The sequence below is a fragment of the Pseudomonas sp. SDO52101_S400 genome (assembly GCF_054071635.1).
The window spans coordinates 1-23,985 of sequence record NZ_JBSVWF010000077.1; the positions used below are offsets into that span (position 1 = coordinate 1).

General features: G+C 58.6%; 23 protein-coding genes. 15 read left to right on the forward strand and 8 right to left on the reverse strand.

Annotated features, from left to right (window positions below; genetic code table 11):
- Positions 1-117 precede the first annotated feature (117 nt).
- Positions 118-1,674, reverse strand: coding sequence for a nitric oxide reductase transcriptional regulator NorR (gene norR, locus ACW9HX_RS26445; RefSeq protein ID WP_457382855.1), 1,557 nt, complete (start codon positions 1,672-1,674; stop codon positions 118-120).
- 163 nt (positions 1,675-1,837) lie between these two features.
- On the opposite strand from norR, the gene hmpA reads away from it, so the two are divergent.
- The 11 genes from hmpA (at position 1,838) to ACW9HX_RS26500 (ending at position 11,483) form a co-directional block, all read left to right on the forward strand.
- Positions 1,838-3,019: an NO-inducible flavohemoprotein gene (gene hmpA / locus ACW9HX_RS26450; protein ID WP_457382856.1), complete on the forward strand. Its 1,182-nt coding sequence runs from the start codon at positions 1,838-1,840 to the stop codon at positions 3,017-3,019.
- Between the two features lie 234 nt (positions 3,020-3,253).
- Entirely contained in the window at positions 3,254-3,814 is a 561-nt protein-coding gene (locus ACW9HX_RS26455) for an ester cyclase (protein WP_457382857.1), read from the forward strand.
- 25 nt (positions 3,815-3,839) lie between these two features.
- A complete protein-coding gene (locus tag ACW9HX_RS26460; protein WP_025109264.1) occupies positions 3,840-4,349 on the forward strand; it encodes a disulfide bond formation protein B in 510 nt (169 codons plus the stop codon).
- Between the two features lie 823 nt (positions 4,350-5,172).
- Positions 5,173-6,114 carry a ubiquinol oxidase subunit II gene (gene cyoA / locus ACW9HX_RS26465; RefSeq protein ID WP_096822811.1) on the forward strand — a complete coding sequence of 314 codons (942 nt, stop codon included), beginning with the start codon at positions 5,173-5,175 and terminating at the stop codon, positions 6,112-6,114.
- A 3-nt stretch (positions 6,115-6,117) separates the two neighbouring features.
- Entirely contained in the window at positions 6,118-8,148 is a 2,031-nt protein-coding gene (gene cyoB, locus ACW9HX_RS26470; RefSeq protein WP_096822810.1) for a cytochrome o ubiquinol oxidase subunit I, read from the forward strand.
- A 3-nt stretch (positions 8,149-8,151) separates the two neighbouring features.
- Positions 8,152-8,778, forward strand: coding sequence for a cytochrome o ubiquinol oxidase subunit III (locus ACW9HX_RS26475; protein ID WP_007956720.1), 627 nt, complete (start codon positions 8,152-8,154; stop codon positions 8,776-8,778).
- Positions 8,778-9,113 carry a cytochrome o ubiquinol oxidase subunit IV gene (gene cyoD, locus ACW9HX_RS26480; protein WP_065261339.1) on the forward strand — a complete coding sequence of 112 codons (336 nt, stop codon included), beginning with the start codon at positions 8,778-8,780 and terminating at the stop codon, positions 9,111-9,113. Before ACW9HX_RS26475 ends, cyoD begins: the two co-directional genes overlap by 1 nt.
- A 10-nt stretch (positions 9,114-9,123) precedes the next feature.
- Positions 9,124-10,011 carry a heme o synthase gene (gene cyoE / locus ACW9HX_RS26485; RefSeq protein ID WP_249484757.1) on the forward strand — a complete coding sequence of 296 codons (888 nt, stop codon included), beginning with the start codon at positions 9,124-9,126 and terminating at the stop codon, positions 10,009-10,011.
- 125 nt (positions 10,012-10,136) lie between these two features.
- Positions 10,137-10,481 (forward strand): toxin, encoded by a 345-nt coding sequence (locus tag ACW9HX_RS26490; RefSeq protein ID WP_457382858.1) that lies wholly within the window; start codon positions 10,137-10,139, stop codon positions 10,479-10,481.
- Positions 10,478-10,792 carry a helix-turn-helix domain-containing protein gene (locus ACW9HX_RS26495; protein WP_457382859.1) on the forward strand — a complete coding sequence of 105 codons (315 nt, stop codon included), beginning with the start codon at positions 10,478-10,480 and terminating at the stop codon, positions 10,790-10,792. The genes ACW9HX_RS26490 and ACW9HX_RS26495 overlap by 4 nt, the downstream gene beginning before the upstream one ends.
- Before the next feature lie 199 nt (positions 10,793-10,991).
- Complete coding sequence (locus ACW9HX_RS26500; protein ID WP_085709372.1) at positions 10,992-11,483, forward strand: RidA family protein; 492 nt, start codon at positions 10,992-10,994, stop codon at positions 11,481-11,483.
- Between the two features lie 69 nt (positions 11,484-11,552).
- On the opposite strand, the gene ACW9HX_RS26505 is transcribed toward ACW9HX_RS26500, so the two are convergent.
- From ACW9HX_RS26505 to ACW9HX_RS26515, 3 genes are all read right to left on the reverse strand, one after another.
- On the reverse strand, positions 11,553-12,257 hold the full coding sequence (locus ACW9HX_RS26505) for a hypothetical protein (RefSeq protein ID WP_457382860.1): 705 nt from the start codon (positions 12,255-12,257) through the stop codon (positions 11,553-11,555).
- Positions 12,258-12,376: 119 nt separating this feature from the next.
- Positions 12,377-13,897, reverse strand: coding sequence for a sensor histidine kinase (locus tag ACW9HX_RS26510; protein WP_457382861.1), 1,521 nt, complete (start codon positions 13,895-13,897; stop codon positions 12,377-12,379).
- Positions 13,894-14,610 carry a response regulator transcription factor gene (locus tag ACW9HX_RS26515; RefSeq protein WP_096822804.1) on the reverse strand — a complete coding sequence of 239 codons (717 nt, stop codon included), beginning with the start codon at positions 14,608-14,610 and terminating at the stop codon, positions 13,894-13,896. The genes ACW9HX_RS26510 and ACW9HX_RS26515 overlap by 4 nt, the downstream gene beginning before the upstream one ends.
- A gap of 151 nt (positions 14,611-14,761) precedes the next feature.
- On the opposite strand from ACW9HX_RS26515, the gene msrB reads away from it, so the two are divergent.
- From msrB to msrA, 3 genes are read left to right on the forward strand one after another with little or no spacing between them, the layout of a single operon-like run.
- The gene (gene msrB / locus ACW9HX_RS26520) at positions 14,762-15,280 is read left to right on the forward strand and encodes a peptide-methionine (R)-S-oxide reductase MsrB (protein WP_457382862.1); all 519 of its coding nucleotides are present in this window, start codon (positions 14,762-14,764) and stop codon (positions 15,278-15,280) included.
- Positions 15,281-15,323: 43 nt separating this feature from the next.
- Entirely contained in the window at positions 15,324-17,132 is a 1,809-nt protein-coding gene (locus tag ACW9HX_RS26525) for a cytochrome c biogenesis protein DipZ (RefSeq protein WP_457382863.1), read from the forward strand.
- Between the two features lie 15 nt (positions 17,133-17,147).
- Complete coding sequence (gene msrA, locus ACW9HX_RS26530) at positions 17,148-17,852, forward strand: peptide-methionine (S)-S-oxide reductase MsrA (protein ID WP_457382864.1); 705 nt, start codon at positions 17,148-17,150, stop codon at positions 17,850-17,852.
- A gap of 18 nt (positions 17,853-17,870) precedes the next feature.
- Here the strand turns inward: msrA and ACW9HX_RS26535 are convergent, their stop codons facing one another.
- Positions 17,871-18,386 (reverse strand): hypothetical protein, encoded by a 516-nt coding sequence (locus ACW9HX_RS26535; protein WP_457382865.1) that lies wholly within the window; start codon positions 18,384-18,386, stop codon positions 17,871-17,873.
- An 85-nt stretch (positions 18,387-18,471) separates the two neighbouring features.
- Positions 18,472-19,377, reverse strand: coding sequence for a LysR family transcriptional regulator (locus ACW9HX_RS26540; RefSeq protein WP_457382866.1), 906 nt, complete (start codon positions 19,375-19,377; stop codon positions 18,472-18,474).
- Between the two features lie 102 nt (positions 19,378-19,479).
- Between ACW9HX_RS26540 and ACW9HX_RS26545 the strand changes: the two genes are divergently transcribed.
- The gene (locus tag ACW9HX_RS26545; protein WP_457382867.1) at positions 19,480-20,652 is read left to right on the forward strand and encodes an acetylornithine/succinylornithine family transaminase; all 1,173 of its coding nucleotides are present in this window, start codon (positions 19,480-19,482) and stop codon (positions 20,650-20,652) included.
- An 82-nt stretch (positions 20,653-20,734) separates the two neighbouring features.
- Here the strand turns inward: ACW9HX_RS26545 and ACW9HX_RS26550 are convergent, their stop codons facing one another.
- A complete protein-coding gene (locus tag ACW9HX_RS26550; RefSeq protein WP_457382868.1) occupies positions 20,735-22,654 on the reverse strand; it encodes an alkaline phosphatase D family protein in 1,920 nt (639 codons plus the stop codon).
- Between the two features lie 72 nt (positions 22,655-22,726).
- Positions 22,727-23,497, reverse strand: coding sequence for a hypothetical protein (locus ACW9HX_RS26555; protein WP_457382869.1), 771 nt, complete (start codon positions 23,495-23,497; stop codon positions 22,727-22,729).
- Positions 23,498-23,985: the final 488 nt, after the last annotated feature.

Sequence of the window (23,985 nt, forward strand, 5' to 3'; positions counted from 1 at the left end):
AACGGATTTGAAAACCGTCCACCATGTCTCCGAACATGTGTCCACCATGTCTCCGAACATGTGTCCACCATGTCTCCGGTACATACACAGGGAGAGGGCTAGGGTGAGGGTGTGCTTTTAGCCTTTCATCCCCAACCGCTTCGCCATCCTGCCCAGATTCGCCCGATCCAACCCCAGCTCACGCGCCGCACTGGCCCAGTTATCCCGATTACGCTCAAGTGCAGCACTGATCAATTGCCGCTGATACTGCTCGGTGGCTGCACGCAGATCCCCGCTGATCAATGGCAGGGGGGCGGTCGTTTCGGACGGCACCGGCGAGTTATCCACAACCTCGCGCGGCAGGTCGAGATCCATGGCGCTCAGGCTGAGAATCTTCGGCCGTACCTTGCAGTTGCCCAGCGCTTTCAGCGCGCTGCGGCCGATCAGGTGTTCCAGTTCCCGTACGTTGCCCGGCCAAGTGTAGGCAAGCAGCGCTTCCTGCGCGTCGCTGTTCAGGCGCAGGCTGTTGAGGCCCATGCGCGAACGGTTCTGCTCCAGGAAGTAACCGCTGAGCAGCAGCACATCGCGGCCCCGGTCACGCAGCGCCGGCACCCGCAACGGGTACACGCTGAGGCGATGGTAGAAGTCGGCGCGGTAGCGGCCGCTGCGCACTTCTTCGGCCAGGTCGCGGTTGGTCGCGGCGATCAGGCGTACGTCGACTTGATGCTCCTTGTCCGACCCCAGACGCTGCAACTGGCCGCTCTGCAATACCCGCAGCAGCTTGGCCTGGACGGTCAGCGACAACTCGCCGACTTCATCGAGAAACAGCGTGCCGCCATTGGCCAGCTCGAACTTGCCGCGCCGGTCGCTGGTGGCGCCGGTGAAGGCGCCGCGCACGTGGCCGAACAGTTCGCTTTCCACCAGGGTGTCCGGCAGGGCCGCGCAGTTGAGGCTGATGATCGGTTTGTCGGCACGCTTGGAGGCGGCGTGGATCGCCTGGGCTACCAGTTCCTTGCCGACCCCGGTTTCCCCGGTGATCAGCACGGTGAGGTCGCTGCCGCCGACCAGGTTGATCTCTTCCACCAATCGTTTATGAGCCTTGCTCTGGCCGATCATTTCGCGGTTCTGCTGGCCGCTGGCCTGGCGATAGACCTCGGCGCGCTGGTGTTCGTCTTCGGCCCGGATCGCCAGGCGTTCGATGCGTTCGGCGGCGTTGACCGTGGCCGATGCCAGGCTGGCAAAGGCTTGCAAAGCGTCGAGTTCGATCGGTTCGAATCGCTCCGGATCGAGCGCGTCGAGAGTGATCAGGCCCCAGAGTTTTTCATCGACGAACAGCGGGCAGCCGAGGCAGTCGTGGACTTCCAGGTGTTCGTCGAGGCCGTCGACCAGTCCGTCGTACGGATCGGGCAGATCGCTGTCGGCGGCGAAACGGGTCGGCCCTTCACCGGCCAGCAGCACTTCAAAGCGCGGATGCTCGCTGACCTTGAAGCGTCGACCAAGGGTGTCGGTGCTCAGCCCATCCACCGCCAATGGCACCAGCCACTCGCCATCGAGGCGCAGCAGCGCAGCGGCATCGCACGGCAGCAGGGCGCGCATGGCTTCGAGCAGGCGTCGGTAGCGCTCGCCTTCGGGCAGTTCGCGGGACAGGTCGGAAACCAGCGGGAGCAGGGCGGTGAGCAGGGATTTGGCGGACATAGGCCTGTAGTCAAAGAGACGCGTTGTAGTCGAAGCGACTATAGAGGTGCTTGTGTCGATCTGACTACATAATTTTCAAGATATTGATTTATATACATAAATTAGTTGGCACGATTACTGGAATGGATAAGGCACTTTTAGAGAAAGCTCAGGAGTCACCCTTATGCTTAGCGTTCAGGATCGTGCCATCGTCAAATCCACTGTGCCTCTGCTGGAAAGTGGCGGTGAAGCGCTGATCACCCATTTCTACCGCATGATGCTCTCCGAGTACCCGCAAGTCCGCCCGCTGTTCAACCAGGCCCACCAGGCCAGCGGTGATCAGCCGCGTGCATTGGCCAACGGTGTGTTGATGTACGCCCGCCACATCGATCAGCTCGACCAGTTGGGCGATCTGGTGGCCAAGATCATCAACAAGCACGTGGCGTTGCAGATTCTGCCGGAACACTACCCGATCGTTGGCACCTGCCTGCTGCGCGCGATTTCAGAAGTGCTCGGCGAAGAAATCGCCACCCCGGAAGTGATGAGTGCCTGGGGTGCCGCCTATGGCCAGTTGGCGGACATTCTGATCGGTGCCGAAACCGCCATCTATGACCAGAAGGAACAAGCCGTCGGCGGCTGGCGCGGGGCGCGGGAGTTCATCGTCGCGGCCAGGGTCGAGGAGAGCGCGGAAATCATTTCGTTCTACTTCGAGCCAGCGGACAAAGGCCCGATCCTCGCGGCCGAGCCGGGGCAGTACATCGGCATGAAGCTGGTGCTCGACGGCGAAGAAATCCGCCGCAATTATTCGCTGTCGGCCCTGCCCAACAAAGGCCAGTATCGCATCAGCGTCAAGCGCGAACCCGGTGGTCGTGCTTCCAATCACCTGCACGATCAACTGCATGTCGGTGCCAGCATCCAGCTGTTCCCGCCATCGGGCGAATTCACCCTGACTGCAAGCGACAAACCGCTGGTGCTGATCAGTGGCGGCGTCGGTATCACTCCGACTCTCGCCATGCTGGAAGCGGCGCTGGAAACCGAGCGTCCGGTGCATTTCATTCACTGCGCGCGCAACGGCAGCGTGCATGCGTTCCGTGACTGGATCGACGGGCTGGCCGAGCGTCATCCGCAGCTCAAGCGCTTCTATTGCTACGCCGAAGATGACGGCGTGAGCCCGGCGGCGGACAAGGTTGGCCTGCTGAGCCAGGAACAACTGGGCGAGTGGCTGCCGGCGGAGCGTGATGTGGACGCCTACTTCCTTGGGCCGAAAGGTTTCATGGGGGCGATCAAGCGTCACCTGAAGGCGCTGGGCGTGCCTGAGAAGCAAAGCCGGTATGAGTTCTTCGGGCCGGCTGCGGCTCTGGAGTAATCCAGGACCGAGTCGCCTCTATCGCGGGCAAGCCCGCTCCCACAGGTTTGGTGTCGTTCACAGATTGTGCATATGAGACCGATCCTGTGGGAGCTGGCTTGCCAGCGATTGGCCGTTACGCGGACTTGATTCTTAAATTCTGTTTAAAGGTTAATCGTTTCTTAACCGGTTTATCGTTTATTCCCCGATGCTGATGATAGGCGCTCGTTCGTTTACATGATCAGGATCGCCCCCATGTCGCACTTCGCTTCCTCTCGCCGTTTCAGCCTGGCCACTTTGGGCCTGTCGGTTGCCTTGTTGTCCAGCCCGTTCGCCTTTGCCGAATCCGCGTTGATCCAGCCGCAGACCCTGATCGTCGATCAGAGCCTGCCAAAGGCGCAGCGTGAAGCGATGGAACTGGCGGCGCGGCGTTATGGCAGTTTCTGGAACACTGGCGAAGAGGCGTTGGCCACCGCAGCCTTGTCGCCGCAGTTTGTCGACAAGACCCCGCCGGAAGGCCGGGTTCAAGGGCCGACGGGACCACTGCTGGCGTCGAAGTTCTTTCGCACGGCGGTGCCGGACTTGAGCTGCGAGATCGAACAAATGATCGTCGCCGGTGACCGCGTGGTGGTGCATCTGCACTTTCGCGGGCATTTCACCGGTACGTTCAAGGCTCTCAAAGGGCAGGGGCAGCGTGTAGACTTCCGGGCAACCGATATCTATCAGATCGACAACGGTCGCATCGCGGCCAATTGGCATATCGAAGACAACATCAGTCTGATGGCGCAACTGCAAGCGCAGCCGCCGGCCAGCTGAACCATGGACATGAAAGGGAAACGCGATGAGCGAGGAAACGATTCGATTGGGACGTGAGCGACGCTTTCTGGTGCTGCTGGGCATCATCTGCCTGGCGCTGATCGGCGGCGCGCTGTACATGCAGATCGTGCTGGGCGAGGCGCCATGCCCGTTGTGCATCCTGCAGCGTTATGCATTGCTGTTGATCGCGCTGTTCGCGTTCATCGGCGCGGCCATGCGTACCCGCCGCAGCATCACCGTGTTCGAGGTACTGGTGGTGATCTGCGCGATTGCCGGGGCCGGTGTTGCCGGGCATCACGTGTACACCCAGTTCTACCCGGCGGTGAGCTGCGGTATCGATGTCCTGCAGCCGATCGTCGATGACCTGCCGCTGGCGAAAATCTTCCCGCTGGGCTTTCAGGTAGACGGTTTCTGCTCGACGCCGTACCCGCCGATCCTCGGCCTGTCGCTGGCGCAATGGGCGCTGGTGGCCTTCGTGCTGGTGGTGATTCTGGTGCCGCTGCTGACTTCGCGTAACCGAAAAGCACTGCGCTGAATCAACTTTTCGGCCCTTGCGCCGATAAAACAAACGCCCCGATTTGCGGTTCTGTAAATCGGGGCGTTTTGCATTTCAGGGTCTTTGTGAAAACACCGTGACGAACGGCAAGGGAGGGGGCGACAGGTGTGCGACATGTTGTCACACGCGCCGTGTCGCAGCTCGTTTCACAGGCACGGATTGGTGCGCTGTTACAAAAAAGGATTGGTCTGTTTCAGTGTTTGTCTGTTTTTGCACACGTGTGCCGGATCAGGCAGTTTTAACAGACGCTGACACATGGCCAAAAGCCTTGGGGTATCGGGCTTTGCGCGGATCGCGAGGTAAGAAAAAGCTTTCGGAGCTGTCTGAACTGAGGCCGATAGACCTACATTTTTTGGTGTTTTTGTTGAGAATCGATTTCGATAACATGCGGAACTTTTGCAAAAATGGTGATGGATTGTTGCTCGAACGGATAAAAATTATTTCGGGATAAGACATGGTGTATAGGGCGCTACCTATCTACAATCGCCCGCACTGAATTCCCGGCACTGTTCAGCCTTTATAAGGAACTGAGCAGGAAGTCGGGTGTCGAGCGGCCGAAAGGCTTGCGAGACACCCAGGTGTCGGTGCCTTCCAACTTTCCGCACCAAATGGAATTGGTCTGTAACAAGGCCTTTGACCACGAATTCGAATAAGAACTGACCGCTGTCCCAGGATTTGTCGAGCGTCTGACGCGCGACGGGCGGCCCTTATTCAATCCAAAGAAAATGCCAACCCTTGGCAGGGTGAAGTGTTGGCGATCAAAACCCAACTGCATTGCGCAAGCTGCTTTAGAGGTCGTGAGATGAGTAAAAACAGGTACCCCAGATTACTAGGCCTAGTGCCGCTGCTCGGCACGTTGTTGCTGGGAGGCTGCAACATGACCTTGCTCAATCCAACGGGCCAGGTCGGCCTGGAACAGCGCAACCTGATCATCACCGCCACGCTGCTGATGTTGTTGGTCGTTGTGCCGGTCATCATCATGACCTTCCTGTTTGCCTGGAAGTACCGCGCCTCCAACCAGAACGCTGTCTACACCCCGAAATGGTCGCACTCGACCAAGATCGAAGTGGCGGTCTGGACCATTCCGGTCCTGATCATCATCGCTCTGGGTTACATCACCTATAAGTCGACCCACGAGCTGGACCCGTATCGTCCGATCGAATCCGACGTCAAGCCAGTGACCATCGAAGTGGTCGCGCTGGACTGGAAATGGCTGTTCATCTACCCGGAACAAGGCATTGCCACGGTCAACAAAATCGTGTTCCCGGCGCACACGCCAGTCAACTTCCGGATCACCTCCGACGCCGTGATGAACTCGTTCTTCATCCCGGGCCTGGGCGGCCAGATCTACGCGATGGCGGGCATGACCACCAAGCTGCACCTGATCGCTGACCGCAACGCTGAAATGGACGGTATCTCCGCCAACTACAGCGGTGCCGGTTTCACCGGTATGAAATTCAAAGCGATCGCAACTTCTCAGGAAGATTTCGACGCCTGGGTAAGTGAAGTCAAAAAGGCACCTAAACAGCTTGAACCAGCTGAATACGCAGCCCTTGCCAAGCCAAGCCAGAACAATCCAGTCGAGCTCTACTCCTCTGTCACGCCGAACCTGTTCCAGACCATCGTCGACAAGTACGAAGGCATGAAACCGGGCAAGCCGCTGAAGCACGAGAAGAAAGAGAAAGAAGTGGCGGCAACGGATATGGACTCGAATTCGCATTCAGCTGCCGGGGCAGAGGAGTAAACGATGTTTGGTAAATTAAGTTGGGAAGCGATCCCTTTCCACGAGCCGATCGTGATGGTCACCATCTCGATGATCGCGCTCGGTGGTCTGGCGTTGTTCGCTGCAATCACCTACTTCAAGAAGTGGACTTACCTGTGGACCGAGTGGCTGACGTCGGTCGACCACAAGAAAATCGGTGTGATGTACATCATCGTTGCCATGGTCATGCTGCTGCGTGGCTTTGCCGACGCCATCATGATGCGTACCCAGTTGGCCATGGCCACCGAGGGTTCGCCTGGCTACCTGCCACCTGAACACTATGACCAGATCTTCACCGCTCACGGTGTGATCATGATCATCTTCATGGCGATGCCATTCTTCACCGGCCTGATGAACCTTGCAGTGCCGCTGCAGATCGGCGCCCGTGACGTTGCGTTCCCGTTCCTGAACTCCCTGAGCTTCTGGCTGCTGGTGTCCGGCGTCGTGCTGATCAACCTGTCCCTGGGCGTCGGCGAATTCGCCAAGACCGGCTGGGTTGCCTATCCACCGCTGTCGGGTCTGCAATACAGCCCTGGCGTGGGGATGGACTACTACATCTGGGCGCTACAGCTATCCGGTCTGGGTACAACGTTAACCGGGGTTAACTTCCTCGCGACCGTGCTGAAAATGCGTACCCCTGGCATGAAACTGATGGACATGCCGATCTTCACCTGGACCTGCACCTGGGCAAACGTTCTGATCGTGGCTTCGTTCCCGATCCTGACCGCTACCCTGGCACTGCTGACCCTTGACCGTTACATGGATTTCCACATTTTCACCAATGAACTTGGTGGCAATCCAATGATGTACGTCAACCTGTTCTGGGCATGGGGCCACCCTGAGGTTTACATCCTGATCCTGCCGGCATTCGGCATTTTCTCGGAAGTCATCTCGGCCTTCACCGGCAAGAAACTGTTCGGCCACCACTCGATGATCTACGCTTCGGGCGCGATCTCGGTACTGGGCTTCATGGTTTGGCTGCACCACTTCTTCACCATGGGTTCGGGTGCAAGCGTCAACGCCTTCTTCGGTCTGGCGACGATGCTGATTTCCATCCCGACGGGTGTGAAACTGTTCAACTGGCTGTTCACCATCTACCAGGGCCGTCTGCGCTTCACCAGCCAGGTTCTGTGGACCCTGGGCTTCATGGTGACCTTCGCCATCGGCGGCATGACCGGCGTACTGCTGGCCATCCCGGGTGCTGACTTCGTTCTGCACAACAGCCTGTTCGTGATCGCGCACTTCCACAACGTGATCATCGGCGGCGCGGTATTCGGCTACATCGCAGGTTTCGGCTTCTACTTCCCGAAAGCGTTCGGCTTCAAGCTGCACGAAGGCTGGGGTAAAGCAGCGTTCTGGTTCTGGATCTCCGGCTTCTTCGTCGCGTTCATGCCGCTCTATGCACTGGGCTTCATGGGCATGACCCGTCGTCTGAACGCCACCACCAACCCTGAGTGGGTACCGTACCTGTACGTTGCCATGTTCGGTGCGGTGATGATCGCTGTCGGTATCGCCTGCCAGCTGATCCAGCTGTACGTGTCGGTGCGTGACCGCAACAAGCCAGAAAACATGTGCGAACACGGTGATCCGTGGAATGCCCATACCCTGGAATGGTCGACCTCGTCGCCACCTCCGTTCTACAACTTCGCTGTACTGCCAAAAGCAGACTGCATCGATCCGTTCACCGAGGCCAAGGAAAACGGTACCGCGTACCAGGCTCCAGCCAAGTACGAACCGATCCACATGCCGAACAACACCGCCACTGGCGTGGTGATGGGCGCACTGCTGACCGTGTTCGGTTTCGCGATGATCTGGCACATCTGGTGGTTGGCGATCGCCAGCCTGGCCGGCACTGTCATCTACTTCGTGATCCACGCTGCACGTGACGACCAAGGCTACATGGTGCCGGTTGAAACGATCGAGCGCATCGAAGCCGAGCAGCACAAGCGTCTGGTAGCGGCCGGGAAGATCCCTGCTTCCGCGACCCGTGTTGAAACCAAGTTGGAACAGGCTTAAACAATGTCGAACTTAGTGACCAATGCTGGACACGCTCATGGTCATGACCATGGGCACGATGACCATCACCACGACTCGGGCGAGATGACCGTATACGGTTTCTGGCTCTACCTGATGACCGACTGCATTCTGTTTGCGTCGATCTTCGCGGTGTACGCGGTACTGGTAAATAACGTCGCCGGTGGCCCGTCGGGCCACGACATCTTCGAACTGCCATACGTGCTGGGCGAAACCGCTCTGCTGTTGTTCAGTTCGATCACCTACGGCTTCGCCATGCTGGCGTTGTACAAAGGTAAAAAGCAGCAGGTTCTGGGCTGGTTGTTCATGACCTTCCTGCTCGGCGCAGGCTTCATCGCCATGGAGATCAACGAGTTCCACCTGCTGATCTCCGAGGGCTTCGGTCCTAGCCGTTCGGGCTTCCTGTCGGCGTTCTTCACCCTGGTCGGTACCCACGGTCTGCACGTATCCGCAGGTCTGATCTGGATGGGCATCATGATGTACCAGGTCAACAAGCACGGCCTGACGGCGACCAACAAGACCCGTCTGAGCTGCCTGAGCCTGTTCTGGCACTTCCTGGACGTGGTGTGGATCTGCGTATTCACCGTTGTTTACCTGATGGGGACCCTGTAATGGCTAATGCACACTCCCATGACAGCCATGATGCTGGCCACGGCAGCGTAAAGTCGTACGCCATCGGCTTCATCCTGTCGGTGATCCTGACCGTCATTCCGTTTGGTCTGGTGATGTTCCCGACCTTGCCGAAGTCCACCACACTGGCAATCGTTCTGCTGTTCGCAGTGATCCAGGTGATCGTTCACCTGTATTACTTCCTGCACCTGGACCGTTCCGTGGCTCAGCGTAACAACGTGATCGCGTTCGTCTTTACGGCCATCGTGATCCTGCTGCTGGTCGGCCTGTCGCTGTGGATCATGTTCAGCATCCACACGTTCATGATGGCGAAGTGAGGTAGACCCGATGTCGCTCAAGCACTTTATCCAAATCACCAAACCGGGGATCATTTTCGGTAACGTGCTTTCTGTGGCAGGCGGGTTCTTCCTGGCCTCGAAAGGGCATGTAGATCTGGCGGTGTTCCTGGCCGCCATGATCGGCACTTCCCTGGTCGTGGCCTCCGGTTGCGTGTTCAACAACTGCATCGACCGTGACATCGACCTGAAGATGGAACGCACCAAGAACCGGGTGCTGGTCCAGGGCTTGATCTCCCTGAAACTGGCCCTGGTCTATGCGACCATCCTGGGTGTCGCCGGCGTTGCGTTGCTGTACAAGGTGGCCAACCCGTTGGCTGCATTGTTCGCCGTGATCGGCTTCATCATCTACGTCGGCTTCTACAGCCTGTACCTCAAGCGCAAGTCGGTTCACGGCACGCTGGTGGGCAGTCTGTCGGGCGCCATGCCGCCGGTGATCGGTTACGTGGCCGTGACCAACAGCTTCGACATGGCCGCACTGACCCTGCTGGTGATGTTCAGCCTGTGGCAGATGCCGCATTCCTACGCCATCGCGATCTTCCGCTTCAATGATTACCTGGCCGCATCGATTCCGGTGCTGCCAGTGAAGCGCGGAATCCAGGTGGCCAAGAAGCACATCCTGCTCTACATCCTGGCCTTCCTCGTGGCGACCTTGATGCTGACCTTCAGCGGCTATGCCGGCATGAGCTACCTCGCCGTTGCCGCGGCCATGGGCATGTACTGGTTGTACATGGCCTGGACCGGCTACAAGGCGGTGGATGACACGGTCTGGGCACGCAAGCTGTTCGTGTTCTCGATCTTCACCATCACCGCGTTGAGCGTCATGATGTCCCTGGACTTCAAGGTGCCGACCGAGCTGTTGCTGACGTACGCGCCGTAAGGTTCGAACGTTGTACGAGAAACCCCGTTCATCGAGAGATGAGCGGGGTTTTTTGTTGAGGATTGTTTATCCGCAACGAAAGGTGTTTATTGTTCGGCTATAAGCAATTTGCTTATAGTTTTTGAATGAGAACAATATTCTTTGAAACCACACTGTTCACCGCAAACTTGGGTCATTACCTCACGGACGACGAATATCGTGAGTTACAGACCTACATGCAGAGCAATCCGCATGCAGGCGATGTCATGCCACGGACCGGTGGCTTCCGAAAACTGCATTGGGCGGAAGCTCGTCGTGGCAAGGGCAGGCGAGGCGGCTTGCGAGTTATCTATTATTGGCTTATGAATGATGGCCAGTTCTGGATGTTTGCGATTTATGACAAAGATGAGCTTGAGAATTTGACCGCCGAGCAAGAGAAGGCGCTCAAGGGAGCTATAGAGAAAGAGTTGAAAACACGAGGTACCCCATGAAAAAACGCGACCTGTTTGCAGAATTGATGCAGGGCGTTGATGAGATGGCGGCTCAACGCGAAGGAAAAATCACGCTACGTAATACGACATTTGAGGACAAACCAGCCCCCGAAGTCGGTGCTCAGGAAATTGTAGCGTTACGGGAAAAACTGCACATGTCACAGGCAGTTTTTGCCAGACGAATCAGGACAAGTCCCAGCACCCTCAGAAACTGGGAGCAGGAGAAATCAAAGCCCAATGCTCAGGCTGCCTTGCTGATCCGTTTGGTGGAAAAATTCCCTGACATGGTCGAGCGATTGAGCGCTGTTTAAAGTCATTTCAAAGTCTAAATAAAGCCCCGCACGGTTAATGTCGTGCGGGGCTTTTTCGTTGTAGCAGCCACGGGTTGCGGTGTACTGGCAAAAGACCTAGATTTGGATCCAACCCTGTCAGTTATGGCGCCAAGCACTGCTCGGCGCTCAACTGTCGTAATCTGCAATTCTTCATGCATCGATCAAGAGGCTGGGCGAAATGACTGAGAGGATGACCTGCGACGAGCGCTTCATTGCCCTGGCAAAAGAGCTGAACTACGACATCAATGGCGAGAACACGGTGGGCGGCAATTACGCGCCGCTGGTCCGTCATCACGATGAGCTGTACATCAGTGGCATGGTGCCGCGCACCGAGGGCAAGATTCAGTATCCTGGCCGGGTCGGGCTGGAGCTGACGCTCAAGGATGCGCAGGCCGCCGCGAGCATCAGCGCCATGCGTTGCCTGGCGTTCATCGTCGATGCAGTCGGTTCGCTGGACAAGGTCAGAGCGTTGTTGCGGGTCACGGTCTATGTGAAGTCGACCCCGGACTTCGTCGACCTGAGCGAAGTGGCCAACGGTGCATCCGACGTTTTCAGTTATGTGTTGGGTGATGCTGGTCGCCACACGCGTACAACCGTCGGTGTCTATCAGTTGCCGAAAAACGCGGCCATCGAAGTCGACATGATCGCAGCGGTACATCCGTCGGCGTAATCGCTGAACGCCGAACAAGAAAAAGCCCCGCCTGAAATTCAGAGCGGGGCTTTTTCGTCAGCGCTGCGCTTACTGGGCGGCGATGCTGTAACCGTCGAACGCAGTCTGCTGCTGCAGGGCGGTGATGATGTTCTTGCGGTTGATCGCGTGTTCGTTGCCGGCGTTGTCGAGGAAGGTCTCGCCTTCGAGTTCCGCCTCTTCGCCTTCACCGACGAAGGTGAAACCGAGGAACTCCAGTGCTTCACGATCCACGCTCAGGCGCGAACGCGGTGTGCGCATTGGCAGGGTCACGCTGATGCCGTCCTTGCTGATGCTGAACACTTCGACGTCTTTCTTGGCGCGTGCGGCTTTGCTCTTGCCGCCGCTCGGGTTGCTGATGGCTTGGTGCGTCTGGTTCAGCACCTTGAGGGCCAGGCCGTAGACGATTTCCTGGAACGCCGGGTCGTCCTTGAAGCTGGACAGGATGCGGCTGATCGGGAATTTGCTGCTCAGGTCTTCAAGCGCTGCAATGTCGGCTGCTTCGGCATCTTTCAGACGCTTGAGTTCGCCCATCAGCTCGTAGGCCTGGTCGTCATCGAAGCGGTCGTGGGCCTGGCGGATCGCAGCGCGCAGCTCGCGGATCTGGTCGCTTTCGCGGCTCGACTGGAACGCGTCCAGGACCATCTCGCTGATGATCTTCGCCTGTGGGATGTGTTGTGAAAGATTGATGGAGTTTTCGTATTCCGCTTTGGACGACAGGGTGACTACGGATTCAGCGGTGTTGAAATCGGACATTGAAATTTCACTACTTTTTTAACTTGAGATGAGACGAGAAAGCTGGGGGGCTTTTTCAGGCCGACTAATTTAGGGGAGCGAGAGGTTGTTGTCACGGAGCAACGGCCCGGTGGAGTTGATTATTTGCCCGGCGTATTCAGGTTCATCGAACGTACGATCCACTGTTCGGCGTTCTGTTGATCCACCGGCAGCGAGAAGCGAAAGGTCGCGCCCCGTCCTGCGACATCGAGCAACTGGATCTCGCGCCCGTGCAGTTGCAGGATCCGGTGCACGATCCGCAAGCCCAGGCCGCCATCGCGTCGTGCGCCACCGATATTGAACGGTCGCAAGAACAAACCTTCGCGCAACTCGGCGGCGATGCCGGGGCCGGTGTCGCTGACGGTGATTTCAACCAGTGCGCCGTGGGGTTTCAGTTCGAGTTCGATTTCGCCACCCGGGGGCGTATGGCGCAAGGCGTTATCGAACAGGTTGGTCAGCACCCGTTCGATCAGGCCGAGGTCAGCGCAGACGGTCGGCAGGTTGGTATTGAAGCTGGCCTTGAGCGCAACATTTCGGGCTTCTGCGGCCAGTTCGAATTTCTGGAAAATGTCCTGCACCAGATCGGTCAGGGAAAACTTCTCCAGCACCGGCTGCACGAATCCATGTTCGAGGCGTACCAGCTCCAGCAACGATTGCGCGAGCCCACCGACCTTGCGGCTCTGATCCAGGGCAATCCCCAGATAGCGACGGCGTTCTTCCGGGGACAGGGTGGCGTCCTTGAGCGACAGGGTTTCAAGGTATCCATGCAGCGAGGCCAACGGTGTGCGCAGGTCATGGGAAATGTTCGCCACCAGTTCCCGGCGCTCCTGATCCTGACGGGTCAGTGAGCGCCACTGTTCACCGAGGCGGTTTTGCATTTGCCGGAACGCCGCATCGAGCACGGCGATTTCATCCGGGTCCGCGGACTTGTCCACAGGTGTCGGCGCGACTGGTGGTGATTGCGGTGCGCCGTCGATGTCGAACCGGCCCACGGTTTCGGTCAATCGTCGCAACGGCCGGGTGATCAGATTGAATGCGGTCAGGCCGGCAATCAGGCACAGGAAAGCGACGAGTCCGATGGACAGCAGCGCCGTGTTGAGCGCCGCGCTGGTAGCGCCGCGTTCGGCGAATCGGTCGTGCGCTTCACTGAGCAGGACCACGTAAAGATAACCGGCCGCTTTGCCGTTGACCTGCAACGGTGCGGCGCTGAAGACCTTGCGACCGTCGACGCTGCGCGGGTCATCCCCGAGGATCGGTAGCGGTTGATCGTTGAGCAATCGTCGAATCGGCACGAGATCGACGGTCTGCCGACGCAGATGTCCTTCAGGTGCCGCGTTACCGACGATCCGGCCTTCAGTGTCGAGCAGGTACACCTCGACACTCGGGTTGACCAGCATCAACTGGCTGAACAATTCGCGCACCGCGCCGGGCATCAGCCCGTTGCTGTCCATCAGCACCGTGTCGTGGGCGATGTGTTGCGCCAGATCCCGGGACAGACCTTGCACCACCTCCAGCTCATGCATCTGGCTGGAGCGTACTTGCAACCACGCCGAGGTGCCGCAGCACGCCAGCAGCAACACGGCAAAAACCAGGGACAGGCGCTGTGTCAGAGTCAGTTTCATGGTTGTTCTGCGCTTGTGCCGAATTTGTAGCCACGACCCCACACCGTGAGGATGCGCACCGGTTGTGCCGGATCGGCCTCGATTTTCGCCCGCAGGCGATTGATGTGGGTGTTGACCGTGTGTTCATAACCTTCGTGGCTGTAGCCCCACACGGCATTGAGCAGATCCATGCGCGAGAACACCTTGCCTGGCTGTCGGGCGAAGAAATACAGCAGATCGAATTCCCGTGGGGTCAGGTCCAGGCGCTGGCCGTTGAGGGCAACGTCACGGGTGATCGGGTCGATGGTCAAGCCATCGAGACTCAGGCTGCCGGCGTCCATCTTCAGGTTGCGGGCCATGGCGTCCACCCGGCGCAGCAAGGCTTTGACCCGGGCGACGAGTTCAAGCATCGAAAACGGTTTGGCGAGGTAATCGTCCGCGCCCAGTTCGAGGCCGAGAATGCGGTGCAGTTCGCTGGAGCGGGCGCTGGTGATGATGATCGGTGTGTAGCGGGCCATGGCCCTGGCGCGCCGGCAGATTTCCAGGCCGTCGACGCCGGGCAGCATGAGGTCGAGGATGAGCGCATCCCAGTGACCTTGCTGCAACAGGCGCATGCCTTCGTCGCCGTCGGCGCTGTGGACCACCTCGAATTGCTCGTCCCTCAGGTGCAGGCAAATGAGGTCAGCGATGTGCAGGTCGTCCTCGACCACCAGGACGCGTTTGGTCTGTTCCATGAAGCTCAATCCTTCGGCGCAATGAACGCATTGTGCGGGTTTTCCTCGGGGCGAGTTATCACGAATTGTTTAACTTCCCGTGAGGATTTGGCGATCAACTCAAGCCTAGGCTGTGTTCCACGACAGGCATCTGGAATTTTGGGAGACGGCCATGTTTTCACGGCGACAGATTCTGGCAACCGGCGGCGGGCTGGGGCTTGCAGCGCTTCTGGCCGGTGTATTGCCAAAGTTATCCACGGGCTCTGCGCTGGTCGGCGAGGCACATGCCGACGAAATTTTTGAAGTGACCCACAGCGACAGTGAATGGCATGCGCTGCTGACTGATGAGCAATTCGACGTGCTGCGCAAAGAGGGCACGGAACGCGCCTACAGCAGCCCGCTGAACAACGAGCACCGGACCGGCACGTTTGCCTGTGCCGGGTGCGATCTGGCGCTGTTTTCGTCCGAGACCAAGTTCGACAGCCGCACCGGTTGGCCGAGTTTCTGGGCACCGCTGGAACACGCCGTGGCCACCCGTCAGGACCGCTCCTTCGGCATGTCGCGGGAGGAAGTTCACTGTCGGCGCTGCGGCGGTCACCTCGGCCATGTGTTCGACGACGGGCCGAAACCCACCGGCCTGCGTTACTGCATGAACGGTCTGGCGATGACCTTCAAACCCGTGGCGGCTTGAGTCGTGGCTCGCCTGCGATCTTCACTTACAACAGGACGACACTATGTGGCTCTTGGTTCTCGCTTATCTCGGTGGTGTGCTGACGATCGTCAGCCCGTGCATCCTGCCGGTTCTGCCTTTTGTCTTCGCTCGCACCGGGCAGCCGTTTATCAAAAGTGGCTTGCCGCTGTTGGCGGGGATGGCACTCACCTTCGCGCTCGTCGCCTCGTTGGCGGCGGTGGGCGGCGGCTGGGTGGTGCAAGTCAATCAGTACGGTCGCTGGCTCGCGTTGCTGTTCGTTGCACTGTTCGGGCTGACCTTGCTGCTGCCGCATCTGGCCGAGCGTCTGACCCGGCCACTGGTATCCGCCGGCAGTCGTTTGTCGGAGGCCGCCGGCCAGGACAATCGTCCGCGTCCCGGCGCTTCGTTTCTGATCGGCGTCGCCACGGGGCTGCTGTGGGCACCATGCGCCGGGCCGATCCTCGGGCTGATTCTGACCGGTGCCGCGCTGCAAGGTGCAAGCATCGCTACCACGTTGTTGCTGCTGGCCTACGCCGCCGGTGCTGCGACCGCGCTCGCCGCGGCTTTGCTGCTGGGCGGTAAGGTCTTTGCGGTAATGAAACGTTCGATCGGGACCGGCGAGTGGATCCGGCGCGGGCTCGGGGCCGCGATGTTGGCCGGTGTGGCCGCGATTGCGCTGGGCCTCGATACCGGGATTCTGGCGCGGTTTTCTACGGCCTCCACCGGTGGTCTGGAACAGGTATTGGTCGGCAAGCTTTCGGGCAAATCTCCTCAGGGCAGTGGCACGATGATGGCGCAGATTCCCGCGGCGGATGACGCGGCAAACGGCAGTATGATGGCGGCCGGCGGCGCGATGAAAATGGCCGCCAAGGCGCCGGGCTCATTGCCGGTCGAGGGCCAGTTGCCAGCGCTCGATGGTGCAGTGCAGTGGCTCAACTCCGCGCCGCTGGATGCCCAGGCACTCAAGGGCAAAGTGGTGCTGGTGGATTTCTGGACTTACTCCTGCATCAACTGCCTGCGCACTCTGCCTTATGTCAAAGCCTGGGCCGAGAAGTATCGCGATCAGGGGCTGGTGGTGATCGGTGTGCATGCGCCGGAATTCGCCTTTGAGCGTGATGTAGGCAACGTCACCAAAGCCATGAAGGAACTGGGCATCAACTACCCGGTAGCCATCGATAACGACTACAAGATCTGGCGCGCTTTCAACAATGAATACTGGCCGGCGCATTACTTTGCCGACGCACAGGGGCGCATTCGTTACCACCATTTTGGCGAAGGGGACTACGCCGAGTCGGAGCGGGTCATCCAGCAACTGTTGCGTGAGGCCGGTGCGAAAACCGTGGCTGATGGCCTGATCAACGCAGACGCTCAAGGCGTGCAGCTTGCACCGGACATGAATCAGGTGCTGTCACCGGAAACCTACGTCGGCTACCAGCGCACAGAACATTTCGTACCGGAAACCAGCCTGGTGCCTGACAAGGTCGCGGCCTACAAGACACCGACAAATCTCGCCCTGAACGACTGGAGCCTCGGCGGCCAATGGGCGGTCGGTGCCGAGCGAGCCACCGCCAGTGCGCCGGCCAGTCGTATCGTTTATCGCTTCCATGCCCGCGACCTGCACCTGGTGCTGGGGCCTGGGGTGGACGGTAAGCCGGTGCGCTTCAAAGTGATGATCGATGGTCAGGCGCCGGGCGATTCCCACGGAGTCGACGTGGCGCCTGACGGCAGCGGCCGCGTGACCGAACAACGCTTGTATCAATTGGTACGGCAGACCGCTGATGTGAAGGACCGCACCTTCAGCATCGAGTTTCTCGATCCGGGCGTATCGGCCTACGCCTTTACCTTCGGCTGATCAGGAGTACAGAACATGAAAGCTCAAACTATCTGGCGTCGTCTGTTGCTGGGCGTCGCGGCGGCCGGGGTTATCGGACAGTGCTCGGCGTTTTCCTTCGGTGCCGAGGAGGGCGTGGTCATTCCTCCGCCGGCTCTCGACGAAAACACCCAGGCGCACAGTGAAACCGCGGTGTTCGCCGGTGGTTGTTTCTGGGGTGTACAGGGTGTTTTCCAGCACGTCAAAGGTGTGCAGAAAGCCGTTTCCGGATACGCCGGCGGTGCGGCCAACACGGCGGAATATGAACGAGTCAGCGAAGGGGACACAGGGCATGCCGAGTCGGTGCAAGTCACCTTCGATCCCACCCAGATCAGCTACGGTAGCCTGTTGCAGATCTACTTCTCGGTGGCGCACAACCCGACCGAACTCAACCGCCAGGGGCCGGACAGCGGCACCCAATATCGTTCGGCGCTGTTCCCGGTCAACGCTGACCAGCAACGTGTAGCCCAGGCCTACATTACGCAACTGGATGCCGCCCATGCCTTCAGCAAACCCATCGTCACCCGGCTGGAAACCTATAACGGTTTTTACCCGGCAGAGGACTATCACCAGGACTTCCTCACCGAACACCCGAGCTATCCGTATATCGTGATCAACGACATGCCGAAAGTGGCGCAGTTGAAGCAGTTTTTTGCCCAGCGTTATCAGGAAAAACCGGTGCTGGTGAAAAGCGGGTCGTGATCACCGGTTGTCCAATGGTTAATGTGCGGTCACTGGCGACTGTCGGGCGGCGAGGGCTCGCAGCGTCCAGTAGAGCTTCAGCGAGCGGGTACTGATCAAGCCGCACATGAAACCCGACACCGTGGATTTGAGCAGCAGCATGTCGGGGGACGCGGCAAGCTCCGGATTCACGGCATCCTGATACCCGAAGTAATAGTTCGCGGAAAAAAACATCAGGAACATGATCAGGATTTTCACGGTGCCGGGCATGATCAGCCCCGTCGCGGAGTCGTCGAGTACCACGCCCTTACGGGAAAAAACCAGCCAGGCCGAGAGACCACCCAGCAACAGCGCGCCGAACCAACTGCTAAAGAACAAGACGGGGTCGATCGTCAGATTCAGGGAGTACAGCGACCATGCCAAAAACGCCGGGGGAGTTATTTGCATTGAGAGACGGCTTTCACGGCGGGGAGAAAAAGCCTTGATCCCGAAATAAACCACAATCAGAAAAAACACGTAGGCCCGTATCGGGGTGTTTTGCAGAATCGTTAGCATCGTGCAGCATCCGTGCTGAAAAAGAGGAAGGTGGATAATAGCCGGGGTCGCCGTAATCATCGGTTTTTTGTTGAGCTCAGGCTGATCAGCTTTTCCCCCAAGTCCGCATCGCAAACTCGACGAAGCGTCGAAGCTTCGGCAGTCGATAGCGATCCTGTGCGTAAAGCAGGTGCAAGGGGCGGCTCGGCGGTTGGAAGTCGGGAATCACCTTGACCAGTTTGCCGTCGCGCAGATCCTGTTCCACCAGTGCGTCCGGCAACATAACGATGCCCATGCCGGTGCGGGCAGCCTGATGCAAACCGGCGGAGGTGTTCATCAGCATTGGTCCGCTGACGTCGATCATGATCTCGCCGTCCGGACCACTCAGGCGCCAGCGCTTTTCCACCGATTGCCAGTCATCGCCGGCGGGATAGGCGAACGACAGGCAATCGTGCTGTTGCAGGTCTTCAGGCGTCAGTGGCATGCCGCGCCGGGCTACGTATTCCGGGGAGGCGCAGACGGTCAGGGTGTAGTCGATCAATGGCCGGGCAATCAGATTCGACTGCTCGAAATGACCCAGTCGGAACGCCACGTCGAGACCACTTTCCATCAGGTCCGGACGGCGGTTGGTCAGGACCACATCCATTTTTACCTGTGGGTATTGCAGGGAAAACTCGCTTAGCGCGGGAGCCATTCGTTCGACGCCAAAGGTCAGCGGCGCGGTGATGCGCAGGAGACCACGCGGCTCATCCATGGTTTGTTCGGCGAGACGTTCGGAGTCTTCCACGAGCCCCAATACTTCCAGGCAACGCTGGTAGTAGACCGTGCCGAATTCGGTCAGCCGCTGACGCCGGGTGGTGCGTTGCAGCAGTTGCACGCCGAGCCGCTGCTCCAGTGCGCGAAGGTGATTGCCGACCATGGTCGTGGACATTTCGCACTGCAGGGCGGCCTTGGTCATGCTGCCGGCTTCGACGACTTTGACGTAGACGCTCATCGACTGGAACAGATCCATTATCAAGCCCTGCTTCTAAATGATTGAAGTTTTCCCGAGTTTATCCAGCTCTGGTGGCTAACCATACTGCAAACACACCGACCTTCACTGGAGTTTGAAGTCATGACCGCCGCCCTGATGAACACGTACCAACCGCTGGCCCTGAGTTTCACCAAAGGCCTGGGCACCCGTCTGTGGGATCAGGCAGGTCGCGAATACCTCGATGCGGTCGCGGGCGTGGCGGTGACCAATGTCGGCCACTCGCACCCGCGGATAGTTTCGGCGATCAGCGAACAGGCGGGATTGCTGCTGCACACGTCCAACCTCTACAGCATTGACTGGCAGCAGCAACTGGCGCTGAAGCTGGCGCAGCTGTCCGGAATGGAGCGGGCGTTCTTCAACAACTCTGGCGCCGAGGCCAACGAAACCGCGCTGAAGCTGGCGCGTTTGCATGGCTGGCGCAAAGGTATCGAGCAGCCGTTGGTAGTGGTTATGGCCAACGCATTTCATGGCCGCACCCTGGGCACTTTATCGGCCAGCGATGGCCCGGCGGTGCGCCTGGGGTTCAATGATCTGCCGGGTGATTTCGTCAAAGTGCCGTTTGGTGATCTTGAGGCACTGGAGCAGGTGCAGCAGAAACATGGCGAGCGGATCGTGGCGATTCTGGTCGAGCCGATCCAGGGCGAAAGCGGCGTGCAAATGGCGCCGCCGGGTTACCTGAAAGCCCTGCGCGAACTCTGCAACCGTCACGCCTGGCTGCTGATGCTCGACGAAATCCAGACCGGCATCGGTCGGACCGGGCGCTGGTTTGCGTTCCAGCACGAAGGCATCGTTCCCGACGTCATGACCCTCGCCAAGGGCTTGGGTAACGGTGTGCCGATTGGTGCCTGCCTGGCGCGGGGCAGGGCGGCGGACCTGTTTACACCAGGCAGCCACGGCAGCACGTTTGGCGGTAATCCGCTGGCCTGCCGGGTTGGCTGCACCGTGCTCGAGATCATCGAGGAACAAGGCCTGCTGGAAAATGCGCGGATTCAAGGGGAGCGCCTGCTCACCCGCTTGCATGCGGAACTGGCGGGCAATCCTAATGTGTTGGCGATTCGTGGGCTGGGTTTGATGATCGGCATTGAGCTGAAACAGCCGATTCGCGACCTGACATTGATTGCTGCTCAGGATCATGGACTGCTTATCAACGTCACCCGGGGCAAGACGATACGGTTGCTGCCGCCGCTGACGATTGATGAGCGGGAGGTGGGGATGATTGTCAGGGAGATAGGGCGGATGCTTGAGGCAAAGTGATCCTCTCTCGTCTTAAGTGGCTGGCGCTTTTTCGGCAGCCTTTTTTATCTGGGGCAATTCACTGACGGAAGTTGTCGCAATCCTAATCAGGATAGTTTGCGAGATCCGGTGCCAGCATTCGGGTCTTCGGCGCGCCATTCGAGTTGTGCTGAATGATGTCCTGCGGCTGCCCTTGTTCATTGAAAAACACCTGACCGATGCCCGCCGAATTCCACAGGCGCTCACCTGCTTCGGCATGCTCTGGAACGTACGGCACGATACGCATGCGTCGGCGTTTGGTCAGCCAGTTCAGTGGCGAGCGGGGTGAGTAGAGCCAGCGGTTCAGGCGGTCGAACCATTCCAGCAAGGTTTTCGGGAACTCGTTCTTGATACCGCTGCTGGTGATCTGCCAGATTCGTGGGCCGGCCTTGCGGTGTCGGATAAGCACTTCGTAGACGAAGGAATAATGCACATCCCCCGACAGCACCACGTAATTGCCCGGTGTACGCGTGTGTCGGAAAATATTCAGGATCACCTGGGCGGCTCCGCGATGGGCCATCCAGTTTTCTGCGTCCACCAGCAGTGGATAACCGCACCAGCTGAATACCCTTTGCACCGTTTCGATCAGCTTTACGCCAAAGATCGGTGCTGGTGAGACGATGATGACTGATGGATGATCGAGCAGCTCCTGTTGCAGCTCGCTCAAGGCTTCCCAGTCGAGTAGACCGGAAGGTTGCTTGAGTGACATCTCGCTGCGCCAGCGTCGTGTCCGGGTGTCGATTACCACCAGCGCCGGGCTGGTTGGCAGTACAAAGTGCCAGTGTTGAAAACGCAGCAGCTCATCGATCAGTTCGTCTTGCACTGGCGCATCGAGATAACGGTCCTCGCCGCTGGCGCTCAGACGCCGGGTTTTGTCCAGCAGATCGCTGAAAGCGTCCGGGTTGTTGCCCCAGCCCTGGCACAACATATAGGCGAGCAGCGCATTGCCGATGATGCGTTTGGAGAAGGGGTGGCCGTAGGCTGTTTCTTCCCATTGCGCGGAAAGGTTCCAGTCATCGGTAATGTCGTGGTCATCGAAGATCATCAGGCTTGGCAAGTGCGCCAAGGCTCGGGCAACGTTGCCAAGGCCTGCCTTGAAGGCATCGATCCGGGTCTGCTCCAGGGTATAACGCTGGCGACGTTCCGGTGCCAGCGCTGGCGCTTGCGGGTCGATCAATGTCCATGGCGTTGGTGACCACACCAATAGGTACATGGCCATGACTTCGGCAAACGTCACCAGATGATTATCGGCACTGCTGCTGGTGAAAATCGGCTTGCGCGCGCCGCCGAAAAAACGCTCGCGCAATGTCTCGTTGCTCTCGAGCGCCGGTAACAGATCTGCACGGTTGTAGTAACTGGCCTGATGTTTGTAGAGGCTGGCGCTGTCGTTGACCAGGGCTCCTTCAAGATGCTCACCGAACAGACCGAGCCGCTCGATCAGGGCATGAATCGCCCGTAGCATCGGGCCAGCGACGTCATCGGCGTAGATCTGGTCGCCACTCATCATCAGCAGGGCCGGGCGCTGTTGCGGATCAGTTTCGGCAGCGAGCAGCCGATCGACGCATAGCAAGCCATCCGCTGCCGGGTGATGGGGCTTGCGGCAGGAGCCGTGCAACAGTTGATCGATCCGAGAACGCAGGACGAAGTTCGGGCGCTGGTCTGTCTGGTACAGGAGATGGGGCGCCCAATCGGCGATCTGTGCTTCGCCGTCAATCAGCAAGTCATAGTCGATGCGTTCTTCGTAGGGCAGGGCGCTGTCTAGGACAACGTCGATCAGGTGGACAAACGCCCGAATGCCTACAGGGATGACCGTGCATTTCGTTGCGTCGAGAGAAATGTCTCCCACACCTTGCAGGCGTAGGGTCAGCGTCAGTTGGCGAGTGCCAACCAGCCACAATACAAGTCGTGTCGGTTCCAGCCGCCGCAACAGCGGGCCGGCCAATACAGGAGGCAGCGGGGAGAGGTCAGCAGAGGGTCGAGACATCAGAGGGGAAGGCTCAAGGCGCACAGGCTGGCGATGATAGCGCAGCCTGCGCCTTCAACTCTTAAACGAGGCTTAAGAGCCGGCCTTTTGCAGCTTCAGATCCAGCAGGCGCCACTCGGCATACCCCGAGTCATTGGCCGGCAGTTGTTGTATCGAACAATCGAACCGGTAACGGACATCATCGCCGAGCATGTTGCGGGCGGTGACAGTATTACTGATGGTGTAAGTCTGATCCTTGAACCGCTTGCTGCTGATTTTCTCTTGCGGGGTAATGACCGCCGCCATTGGAAAACGCATGGCGCTCTGGATGAAAGGCGTGCACATGACCGATGCCAGTACCGATCTGTCAGCGTTCGGATCCTTGCCCATCATCTGGCGCAGAGTGACAAAGTTCTTGCCTGCCGTGTCTTCAACCTTCTTTTCCGAAACTGACGTTGCCATGCGCTTACTGTAGTAGGGGATGAGCGCGGATTCGGGCGGTGACGGCTCATTCTGCGGTTCGCTGGGGACATAGGTCGCAAGGTGGTCGGAAATGGATGCTGGTTCTGGTGTCGGAACCGGAGCGGTTGGTGCTTGCGTTGAGGGCGACTCCTGCTCTGGCATCAGTCCAGGTTTCGTCGCGGTGGCCTCTTTTGCAATCTCGGGCGCAGGCTTGTCTTTTGGCTTGTTGGCGGACGGGAACAACGACAGGAAGATGGACAACACCACGACGCCAACAATGAAACCGCCGACCGCACCGATGAGGTTGCCGAGAAACAGGTTCCAGCTACCACGGTTTTTTACCACCCAGCGCCACATGAAGCCCCAGGCCGCGAAAAATGCCAGAAAACACAAAAAATCCATTCGATCCTTTCCTTAAACCTTCAATAGCCTGAGATCAGCACGTTCCGATGATGAGCGCTGAAGATGGACGGCAAGATATCAAAATAGAAGCGTGACGCCACTGTCTTCATCTATGTAATGGGTTAGGTCCGGACGTCTTCCCGGCGCACCAACAGTTCGAACACGTCCCGTTGGTAATCATTCATGACCAGATCATCGCGCAGGATCTTGCTCAGGCCTTCTTCCTTTTAAGCCAGTTTGAAAGAGAAAAGGGGGACGGTTTCCAGTGACGCTTCGATAGGGATCCTTCCGGGATGTCTTTGGGGGCGTGGGTGCGTAGTAGTCTGTGACTATATAGAAGGCGAAAAAAACGGGCCTTTCCAGTCTAAAGCGAAATTAGGGGTTGACGGCAGATTCAGGAGGCCTATAATTCGCCCCACTTCCGGCGCAGTCTAAACGGAAAACTCCTTGAGATTCAACGAGTTATGCAGTTTTCGACAGCGGCTTGC